The sequence below is a fragment of the Nocardia sp. NPDC024068 genome (assembly GCF_040638875.1).
In the GTDB taxonomy this organism is placed as follows: domain Bacteria; phylum Actinomycetota; class Actinomycetes; order Mycobacteriales; family Mycobacteriaceae; genus Nocardia.
Map to the genome: position 1 here is coordinate 1 of NZ_JBEZYU010000100.1, position 10,364 is coordinate 10,364.

Consider the following 10,364-nt stretch of genomic DNA (forward strand, 5'->3'; position numbering starts at 1 on the left):
TGGGGCCCGCCCGGTTCTGGAGCGACCAGAGGGAGGGAGCGCAGCGACCGACCGGCGGGAGTGAAGAACCGGGTTAATAGGGCCCCACCCTCGAGGCGCGGAGCGCCTCCAAAATTACAGCCCGACCCTTCACGGAGGGGCCGATCCGAACCCTCTTCGCGGAGGGGTCGCTTCAACCCACCTCCCCGACCCTTCGCGGGGTCCATCCGAACCCCCCTTCCGGAGGGGCCGCTCCAAAACAAAAGCCGCCCGTCACATATGGCGGGCGGCCTCTGGGTGTGGCCGGGTCAGGCGGTGACGGCTGCCTTCTCCAGGATCTCGCGCGCGAGGGCGGCGGTTTCCGAAGGCGTTTTGCCGACCTTCACGCCCGCCGCCTCCAGCGCGTCCTTCTTCGCCTGGGCGGTGCCCGATGAGCCCGACACGATGGCGCCGGCGTGGCCCATGGTCTTGCCCTCGGGGGCGGTGAAGCCGGCCACGTAGCCGACGACCGGCTTGGTGACGTTGGCCTGGATGTAGGCCGCGGCCCGCTCCTCGGCGTCGCCGCCGATCTCACCGATCATGACGATCAGTTTGGTCTCGGGGTCCTTCTCGAACGCTTCGATGGCGTCGATATGGGTGGTGCCGATAACCGGGTCGCCGCCGATGCCGATGGAGGTCGAGAAGCCGAAATCGCGCAGCTCGTACATCATCTGGTAGGTCAGGGTGCCGGACTTGGAGACCAGTCCGATCGGGCCCTTGCCCGTGATGTTGGCCGGGGTGATACCGACCAGCGCCTCGCCGGGGGTGATGATGCCGGGGCAGTTGGGGCCGATGATCCGGGTCTTGGCGCCCTTCTCCACGTTGTAGGCCCACGCGTAGGCGGTGTCCTGCACCGGGATGCCCTCGGTGATCACCACGAGCAGCGGGATCTCCGCGTCGATGGCCTCGATGATGGCGTCCTTGGAGAACTTCGGCGGCACGAATGCGATGGAGACGTCGGCACCGGTCTTCTCCATGGCCTCGGCCACGGTGGCGAACACGGGCAGTTCGACCGCGTTGCCGTCTTTGTCGGTGTGCGCGACGGTGGTGCCCGCCTTACGCGCGTTCACACCGCCGACGACCTGCGTACCCGCCTTGAGCATCAGGGCGGTGTGCTTGGTGCCCTCGCCGCCGGTGATGCCCTGGACGATGACCTTCGAGTCCTTGTTGAGGAAGATTGACATAGTTCTTTTTGTCCTTTACTGGGCGTGCCCTGGTAGGTCGGCTCAGCGGGCCGCGAGTTCGGCGGCCTTGTCGGCGCCTTCGTCCATGGTCTGCGCCAGCGTCACCAGGGGGTGCGCGGCCTCGGCGAGGATCTTGCGACCCTCTTCCACCCGGTTTCCGTCCAGGCGGACCACGAGCGGCTTGTTGGCTTCGCCGCCCAGGATCTCGAGGGCCTTCACGATGCCGTTGGCCACCGCGTCACACGCGGTGATCCCGCCGAACACGTTGACGAAGACGCTCTTGACCTGCACATCGTTGAGGATGACGTCGAGGCCGTTGGCCATGACCTCCGCGGAGGCGCCGCCGCCGATATCGAGGAAGTTGGCCGGCTTCACACCCTTGTGGTTCTCGCCGGCGTAGGCGACGACGTCCAGGGTGGACATGACCAGACCGGCGCCGTTGCCGATGATGCCGACCTCGCCGTCGAGCTTGACGTAGTTGAGGTCGTTCTCCTTGGCCTTGAGCTCCAGCGGATCGGTCGCGTCGCGGTCCGCGAACTCCGCGTGGTCGGCGTGCCGGAACTCGGCGTTCTCGTCCAGGGTGACCTTGCCGTCGAGCGCGAGGATCTCGTTGTCCGGGGTGCGGACCAGCGGGTTGACCTCGACCAGGGTGGCGTCCTCGTTGACGAAGACCTCCCACAGCTTCTGGATCGTCACCGCCGCGGCGTCGAGCACATCGGCGGGCAGGTGGCCCTGCTCGGCGATGGAGCGGGCGAACGCCAGGTCGACGCCCTTGACCGCGTCGACCGGCACCTTGGCCAGCCGGTCGGGCTTGGTGGCGGCGACCTCCTCGATCTCCATACCGCCCTCGACCGAGCACATGGCCAGGTAGGTGCGGTTGGTGCGATCGAGCAGGAAGGAGATGTAGTACTCCTCGGCGATATCCTTCGCCTCGGCGACCAGGATCTTCTTGGTGACGTGGCCCTTGATGTCCAGGCCGAGGATGTTGTTGGCGTGGGTCTGCGCGTCGTCCGGGGTGGCGGCGTACTTCACGCCACCCGCCTTGCCGCGGCCGCCGACCTTCACCTGGGACTTGATCATCACCGGTTTGCCGATTTCCTCGGCGATCGCACGCGCGTCATCGGCTGTGTCGGTCACGCGGCCTTCCGACGAGGGCACTCCGTGCTTTACGAAGAGCTCCTTCGCCTGATATTCGAAGAGATCCATGTACTCACCGTCTCGTCTGCGTTGCTATGACAACGTCTTTGTTGGCGGCCCGACGTCGGTAGCGGGTCGCTCGGACTCTAACCATTCATAGGGACGGCCGATCGGGCACGTTCATCCTAAGTGGCGCAGGTCACGGGCCTCGCCGCGGGGACCTGAAACACGCAGGCCAAGGCTACCGGCGAGTAGCTTCTACCACTTCCGCAGGCGGTCCGGCACATGTGGTCCGGCGGCCGTGAACGTGGCACGTGAAATCACCGTTCAGAGTTTCCGGCAGTGAGCAATTGATCCACCAGAAGGTGATCAATGTCACAGTAACGTTTGAGTACGGCCTACCGCTTGCCGCGTCGCAATCGTTTCGTTACCGTCGAACCGTTGATGTCACAGCTCGATCACGAGCGTGCTCAGGCGTGGACGCTTGCGCACCCGGTTATCGCGCGGGTAGAGATCTCCAGGATTATGCTCCCGTGAGCAGGTTGAGAGAGGACGGCAGCTTGACGCAGCACCCCGCTCCGCAGTCGCAGGGCCGTTCGGCGGTCGCCACCCCGGGGCCGCATCGCACCGCCGAGGGATTCATCGGTGCCATCGTCCGCAATCGGATCGGCCGATGAACCACCGCGGGACACTGAACCCCCAGTACGACAACCGAGCCGGCCGGCGTCATCGCGATTCCGCGGACCAGGGGCCGCAGCCGTTCAACGCGTTCGGCGCCCCCGGGGACAGCCGCGCGCGCCGCCGTCCGCTGAACACCGCCGCCGCGTCCGCCGCCGCCGATTCCCATCGCGCCGCGGCCGACGATTTCTGGGCCACCAACCAGGGCTGGGCCGATTCCCAGGACGCCGCGCAGCCATGGGATGCGCCGGCCGCACAGCAGACGTGGGACGCCGCCCCGGAGCCGCAGTCGTGGTCCCCGGGCGCGCAGCAGCAGGCGTGGGACGCGCCCGCGGAGCAGCAGACTTGGAACGCCTCGCAGGGCGGCGACTGGGCCCGTGCCGATTGGCAGGACAACGGCAGCTGGCAGCAGCACGAAAAACCCGCCTGGCACAGCGATCCCAACTGGAACACCCACCAGAGCTGGACCGACCCCCAGCCCTGGGCCGACGATCCCGCAGCCCGGGAGTCCGCGGATCACGCGCAGCCCGGTGAGAGGGTCCGGCCGGCCACCATCGCCGAGGCGCTCGAGAGCGTGCCCGACGACGGCGAGCCCGTCGAGGAGAGCAAGCAGTCCCGTTCTCGCGGCGCGCACCGGGTGGCCGCTCCGCCCTCCGCCCTCAAGGGCCGGGCCGCGGTCGTCGCGGTCGCGGCGGGCGCGGTCGTCGCCGCCGGTCAGTGCGCCACCGCCTCGCCCGGCGAACAGAAGCAGCAGCAGGCCACCGACTACGAGGCCGCGGGCTCGGTACACGAGATCGCCGCCCAGTCCATGGCCACCGAAGACCCCGCCGCGGTGGGTGAGACCAAATCCCCGCAGATGCTCGGCGCCGGCGCTCCGGTCGACGCGGGCCGGTTCGGTGAAATGCTGGCCAACGGCGCCGAATTCGCGCACAACCTGGCACAGGCGGAGGAGGCCAAGTTCCGGCCGCTGTTCGCTCGCTTCGCGAGTGGCTCGTACACCTCCGGGTTCGGTGCCCGCTGGGGCGTCCAGCATCTGGGTATCGATGTGGCCGGGCCGATCGGGACCCCGATCTACGCGGTGGCCGACGGTGAGGTGATCGATGCCGGTCCCGCGTCGGGCTTCGGTATGTGGGTACGCCTACTGCACGCCGACGGCACCGTCACGGTGTACGGGCACGTCGATACCACCACGGTAGGGGTCGGCGAGTACGTGTTCGCGGGCGATCAGATCGCCACGATGGGCAACCGGGGCTTCTCCACCGGCCCGCACTGCCATTTCGAGGTATGGCTGAACGGCAGCGACAAGGTAGATCCCGTGCCCTGGCTCGCGACCCGCGGCATCGGCCTCAACGGCAGCGGCGACTGACACGGAACTCTCGGCCGGGCCGGTTCGACGGGCCGGGGCACCGGCTGTCAGGGCGCCGCGGTGATCGCCAGTCCGATCAGCGCGATCACTTTCGCGACCTCCAACGCGATGTACCAGTAGTGCCCTGTCGATCGTGGTAGGTCTTCACCTGCGAGTACCCGATCCGAGCGGCGCGACAGCGGCGGCCGCACCACGGCCAGTTGCACGGTCAGGATTCCCACCGCCACCGCTGCCCACGTCCAGACCCCACCGGCGGGCCGGAGGACGACCGCGGATACCACCAGCAGCGCCGCGAGTACCGACTCCACCGTGTTCAGGGCCCGGAAGACGAGACGGCCGATTCCCAGGCCGAGTTCGGTGGTGACTCCGGGCGCACGGAACTTCAGCGGCGCCTCGAGGAACGAGATCGCGAGCACCATACCGAGCCAGAGCATCGGCACGAACCACAACAGATGCTGTGCAAGGGACTTCATGGCCCAAATCCAACCCGCCGCGCGCTGTGGGGCGGCCGCTACAGCTTGGTCAGGGTCTGGCTGAACTTCGGAATCAGCCGGATGGTGCCGCCGGTACCGAAGTCGATCGTCACGCTCGCCATATCGCCGACTCCGTCGGCCGCGACCACCCTGCCCAGCCCGTATTTGTCGTCGCTCACCCGATCCCCGACCGCCAGCACCAATCCCACATTGTTGCGGGCGACCCCGGGCCGGCCGGGCCGGCTGTCCCGTATTCCGGGCCGTGATTCCCGCGATTGCGGCCAGCCGCCGGTCCAGTCGGTGTCATCGGACTCCGCGCCACGCCGGCGTCCGAATCGTTCCGGCGCCGACGGGCGTTTCGGCTCCAGTCGCTGCCAGTCGATCAGATGATCCGGAACTTCCTGCAGGAACCGGGACTCCGGGTTGAACACCGGCTGCCCCCACCCCGACCGCACCACGGCGCGCGTGAGGTACAGCCGCCGCCGGGCCCGGGTGATCCCCACATACGCCAGGCGCCGTTCCTCCGCCAATTCCGCCGGGTCGCCGAGGGCGCGCAGATGCGGGAACTGCCCGTCTTCCCAGCCGGTGACGAACACCACCGGGAATTCCAGCCCCTTGGCCGTGTGCAGGGTCATCATGGTGACCATCCCCGACCCTTCGTCGGGTATCTGATCGGTATCGGCCACCAGCGACACCCGCTCCAGGAACGCGGCCAGCGATCCCGGCTCCGGTTCGCCCTCACCGGTTTCCGGCAGGATGCCCTCGGCCCGCGCCGCCTCCAGCGCGTTACGCGCCTCGGAACTGAATTCGCGGGCCACGCTGACCAGTTCGTTGAGATTGTCCAGCCGCGCGCCGTCCTGCGGATCGTCGGATGCCTCCAGTTCGGCGCGGTACCCGGTGCGGTCGAGTACCGCATCCACCACCGCCCCCACATCGGGGAAATCCAGTTCGTCCAGCTCGCCGGCCGCCCGGATCTGTTCCAGCAGCGCGACGAACCCGGCGATGGCATTGCGGGCCCGGGTGTTCAGCAGCGCGACCTCACCGGCGGCGGCATCGCGGAGGGCTTCGGCGAAACCGATACCCCGTTGCTCGGCGTGCACGGCCACACAGGCCTCGGCGCGATCCCCGATCCCGCGACGCGGGGTGTTGAGGATGCGGCGCAGGCTCACGGCATCATCGGGGTTCTCCAGGACACGCAGGTAGGCGACGATATCGCGCACTTCCTTACGCTCGTAGAACCGAACCCCGCCGACCACCTTGTACGGCAGGCCCATCCGGATGAAGATCTCTTCCAGGGCCCGCGAATTGTTGTTGGTGCGATAGAACACCGCGATATCGGAGTAGGCGACCTCCCCCGCATCGACCAGCCGGTCGATCTCGCGGGCCACGAAAGCTGCTTCGTCGTGCTCGTTGTCGGCGACATAGCCGGTGATGAGTTCGCCCTCACCGGCTTCGGTCCACAACCGCTTGTCACGGCGGTTGGTGTTGCGGGCGATCACGGCGTTCGCGGCGGACAGGATGTTCTGGGTGGAGCGGTAGTTCTGCTCGAGCAGGATGGTCTCGGCGTCGGGGAAATCGCGTTCGAATTCCTCGATATTGCGGATGGTGGCGCCGCGGAAGGCGTAGATCGACTGATCGGCGTCACCCACCACGCAGAGTTCACTGGGCGGTACCGCGCGCGGATCGTCGTCCCGGTCCGCGGATTCGGCGGCGGGATCCGCGGCGGCGGCACCGGCCTCGGTATCGGAGGTCTCGGTGGCGGTCTCGGTATCGCGGCCGTGATGGCCCACCAGTTCCCGTACCAGCACGTACTGAGCATGGTTGGTGTCCTGGTACTCGTCCACCAGCACATGCCGGAACCGGCGGCGGTAGTACTCGGCGACCTCGGGATGCTTCTGCAGCAGCACCACCGTCTCGCCGATGAGGTCGTCGAAGTCCAGCGCGTTGGCGGCGCGCAACCGCCGCTGGTATTCGGCGTAGACGCGGGCGACGATACGGGGCAGGTCGGCGTCGTCGAACTCGGCGTCGGAGCCCGCCTTATCGGGGCCGATCAGTTCGTTCTTCAGATTCGAGATGGCCGTGGCGAGCAGGCGTGCCGAATATTTCTTCGGATCGAGTTCGAGATCCCGGCCGATCATGGTGAGCAGGCGGCGGGAATCGTCGGCGTCGTAGATGGAGAAGTTCGAGTTCATCCCGGGCAGCAACACGGACTGGGTGCGCAGAATGCGGACACAGCTGGAATGGAAGGTAGACACCCACATACTCGCGGCGCGCGGGCCCACCAGCTCGATGACCCGCTCCCGCATCTCGGCAGCGGCCTTGTTGGTGAAGGTGATGGCGAGCACCTGCCCCGGAGTGACCCCGCGGGCGGCGAGCAGATAAGCGATCCGGCGGGTCAGCACGGCGGTCTTGCCCGAACCCGCGCCGGCCACGATCAGCAGCGGTGGACCGGTATGCAGAACCGCCGCGCGCTGCTGCGGGTTCAGGCCCTCCAGCAGCGCCGCGGCCTCCTCCTCGCGCCGCTGCGCCGCATCCGTACGCCGCTGGGTCTGTTCGTTCTGGACCCGGCGCTGCAGTGCGGCCAGCCCACCCGGCGCCGCGCCGCCCTCCCGGCCACCCGACACGGAATCGCCCGGCTGTCGCGCATCCGGGTATTCGAGACCGGGTAGCTGCGGCGCACCTCGCCCACGATCGGACGCGCCGGGCTCCGGCGAGCCGGCACCGGAGTGCTGTGCGCGGGGAGTTGGCGAATCCGAACGAGGTGCTGCCGCTGTGGTGTCCATCGTCTGTTCACGCTACCGCCGCGACCCGACACGATCGAACACTCGGCCGAATTCGGCGGTCTCACCGGCTACTGTGCCGCAACCCGGGGCATCGGACCGGTATACCCAACCGTGACCGTTTTGCATACCTCGCGGACCGTGGCAAACTGGCATTATGGTTTGCCCTGTAGCGCAACACCCGCTCCGGCTGTACGGACCGCGGCACCGCAGACGGGGGACCTGAGTCCCATCCGGGCAGGTAGGGGGATTACAAGCAGCACCGGACCCGCCGGGTCTTATCACGGTGAAGGAGCTCTGGACCGGTAACACGAAGCGCCTCGGCGCCGATCCAGGTTCTGACACGAGGAGATGAATGATGAGCACACCCGCTACTGCGACCGAGTCGGATTCGACAACCGGCCCGGAATCGGAGCTCCCTCGGAACGAAGCCGAGATCGAGAAACTCCGTAAGGAGATCGATCAACTCGACGCGGATATCCTGGCGGCGATCAAGCGCCGGACGGAGATCTCGCGGGTGATCGGGCGAACCCGTATGGCATCCGGCGGTACCCGGCTGGTACACAGCCGGGAGATGAAGGTGCTGGAACGGTTCAGCGAACTCGGCCAAGAGGGTCATACACTGGCGATGCTGCTGCTGCGTCTCGGTCGCGGCCGGCTCGGTCGCTAGACCACACGAACCGCTGCGGCGGCCCGCAGACCGCCGCACTCCCACGAACCGCCCCGGGTGATCGTGCCCCGGGGCGGTTCGTATGCGCGGCCTCCCGCCGCCCTACTGCATGGCGATGTACTTGGTCGACAGATACTCCTCGATCCCCTCCGTACCGCCTTCCCTGCCGAAGCCGGACGCCTTCACACCGCCGAACGGAGCGGCCGGATCGGAGATCACCCCGCGGTTGACGCCCACCATCCCGGTCTCCAGCCCCTCGGCCACCCGCAGCGCCCGATCCAGATCCCGGGTGTAGACATAGCTGACCAGCCCGTATTCCGTATCGTTGGCCGCTGCCAGCCCTTCCTCCTCGGTATCGAAGGCGACGATGGGCGCGACCGGCCCGAAGACCTCCTCACGCAGGATCCGGGCGTTCGCGGGGAGATCGGTGAGCACGGTGGCGGGATAGAACCAGCCCGGACCGCCCGGTGCCTTACCACCGACCCGAGCCGTCGCCCCACCGGATACCGCGTCGTCCACCAGCTCGGAAACGGTGGTCAACTGCTCCTCGTTGATCAACGGGCCCAGCGTCGTATCCGGATCGGTGCCCGGCCCCAGCCGGACCTTCTCGTTCACCGCCGCCACGAACTTATCCGTGAACTCCGCCAGCACCCCGCGCTGCACATGGAACCGGTTCGCCGCGGTGCAGGCCTCGCCGCCGTTGCGGAGCTTGGCCAGCATGGCGCCCTCGACGGCCGCGTCGATATCGGCATCGTCGAACACCACGAACGGTGCGTTGCCACCGAGCTCCATCGACGTCCGCAACAAGCCGCCCGCGGACTTCTCGACCAGGGTGCGCCCGACCTCGGTGGAACCGGTGAAGGTGAGCTTGCGCAACCGCGAATCGTCGATCAGGGCCTGGGTCACCGCGCCCGACCGGCGCGAGGTGAGCACCGACAGCACGCCGTCGGGCAGACCTGCCTCGGAACACAGCTTCGCCAGTAGCAACATGGTGAGCGGGGTCGCCGAGGCCGGTTTGACGATCATGGTGCACCCGGCCGCCAAGGCCGGACCGATCTTGCGGGTCCCCATCGCCAGCGGGAAATTCCACGGCGTGATCGCCAGACAGGGCCCCACCGGCTGCTTGTGCACCATGATCCGCCCGGTACCGGACGGGGCATGCAGATACCGACCGCTGACCCGCACCGCCTCCTCGCTGAACCAGCGGAAGAACTCCGCGCCGTAACGCACTTCATTGCGACTCTCCGGCAGCGCCTTACCCATTTCCAAGGTCATCAGGAGGGCGAACTCCTCCGACCGCGCGGTGACCTGCTCGAACACCGCGCGCAGGATCTCCCCGCGCTCCCGCGAGGAGGTCGCCGCCCATTCCTCCTGCACCGCGGCCGCAGCATCCAGCGCCCGGATGGCGTCCTCAGGGGCCCCGTCCGCCACCTCGGCGATGACATCGCCGTTCGCCGGGTTGTGCACGGCGAACGTCCCCCCGCCGGCGGCATCGACCGGCCCCCCGATCCACAACTTCTTCGGTACGGATTCGAGTACTTCTGTTACTGAGGCCATACTTCCGAGCCTATGCGGCAGGGGCCGGGAAATCGTCGGCTCCGGGGAACAGTGTTTTGGGGCGGACCCTTCGCGGAAAGTAGGAGGGGGTTGAAGCGGCCCCACCGCGAAGAGGGGGTTCGGATCGACCCATCCGCGAAGGGTCGGGCTGTAATTTTGGAGCGGCTCCGCCGCTCGAGGGTGGGGCCCTATCAACCCGGTTCTTCACTCCCGCCGGTCAGTCGCTGCGCTCCCTCCCTCTGGTCGCTCCAGAACCGGGCGGGCCCCACCCAGCACGGATTGCGACCATCCGGATAAAACGTGAGATCCCCGCGAAGCCACCCCGCACTACGCAGCGCACGGGCCCGCTACCAGCGTCACCACCCGGTTCCGATCCGAATCGTTCCCTTCCAGAGAATGGGTCACCTTCTCGGTGCCGAGTTCAGCGAGGCCCTGAAAGGGTTCGGCCCGCGTCTGCTGTCAGCCCTCGAAGCGCATGTGGCGAAGCCACGAGTCTCGAGG

8 protein-coding genes are annotated in these 10,364 nt (G+C 67.6%); 3 read left to right on the forward strand and 5 right to left on the reverse strand.

The genetic code is table 11. From position 1 onward, the window contains the following. Positions 1–287 precede the first annotated feature (287 nt). Both sucD and sucC read right to left on the reverse strand, forming a co-directional pair. Positions 288–1,202 carry a succinate--CoA ligase subunit alpha gene (gene sucD, locus AB0F41_RS30975; RefSeq protein ID WP_357430033.1) on the reverse strand — a complete coding sequence of 305 codons (915 nt, stop codon included), beginning with the start codon at positions 1,200–1,202 and terminating at the stop codon, positions 288–290. Between the two features lie 42 nt (positions 1,203–1,244). Further along, positions 1,245–2,408, reverse strand: coding sequence for an ADP-forming succinate--CoA ligase subunit beta (gene sucC, locus AB0F41_RS30980; RefSeq protein ID WP_357430035.1), 1,164 nt, complete (start codon positions 2,406–2,408; stop codon positions 1,245–1,247). A gap of 464 nt (positions 2,409–2,872) precedes the next feature. On the opposite strand from sucC, the gene AB0F41_RS30985 reads away from it, so the two are divergent. Both AB0F41_RS30985 and AB0F41_RS30990 read left to right on the forward strand, forming a co-directional pair. After that, positions 2,873–3,016 (forward strand): hypothetical protein, encoded by a 144-nt coding sequence (locus AB0F41_RS30985; RefSeq protein WP_357430036.1) that lies wholly within the window; start codon positions 2,873–2,875, stop codon positions 3,014–3,016. Continuing rightward, a complete protein-coding gene (locus tag AB0F41_RS30990) occupies positions 3,013–4,383 on the forward strand; it encodes a peptidoglycan DD-metalloendopeptidase family protein (protein ID WP_357430038.1) in 1,371 nt (456 codons plus the stop codon). The genes AB0F41_RS30985 and AB0F41_RS30990 overlap by 4 nt, the downstream gene beginning before the upstream one ends. A 47-nt stretch (positions 4,384–4,430) precedes the next feature. Here AB0F41_RS30990 and AB0F41_RS30995 read toward each other — a convergent pair whose 3' ends face one another. Together AB0F41_RS30995 and pcrA are read right to left on the reverse strand one after the other, a co-directional pair. After that, on the reverse strand, positions 4,431–4,856 hold the full coding sequence (locus tag AB0F41_RS30995; protein ID WP_357430040.1) for a hypothetical protein: 426 nt from the start codon (positions 4,854–4,856) through the stop codon (positions 4,431–4,433). Positions 4,857–4,894: 38 nt separating this feature from the next. After that, positions 4,895–7,354 carry a DNA helicase PcrA gene (pcrA, locus tag AB0F41_RS31000; protein WP_357430046.1) on the reverse strand — a complete coding sequence of 820 codons (2,460 nt, stop codon included), beginning with the start codon at positions 7,352–7,354 and terminating at the stop codon, positions 4,895–4,897. A gap of 640 nt (positions 7,355–7,994) precedes the next feature. On the opposite strand from pcrA, the gene AB0F41_RS31005 reads away from it, so the two are divergent. Further along, entirely contained in the window at positions 7,995–8,306 is a 312-nt protein-coding gene (locus tag AB0F41_RS31005; protein ID WP_357430042.1) for a chorismate mutase, read from the forward strand. A gap of 102 nt (positions 8,307–8,408) precedes the next feature. On the opposite strand, the gene AB0F41_RS31010 is transcribed toward AB0F41_RS31005, so the two are convergent. After that, complete coding sequence (locus AB0F41_RS31010; RefSeq protein WP_357430044.1) at positions 8,409–9,863, reverse strand: NAD-dependent succinate-semialdehyde dehydrogenase; 1,455 nt, start codon at positions 9,861–9,863, stop codon at positions 8,409–8,411. Positions 9,864–10,364: the final 501 nt, after the last annotated feature.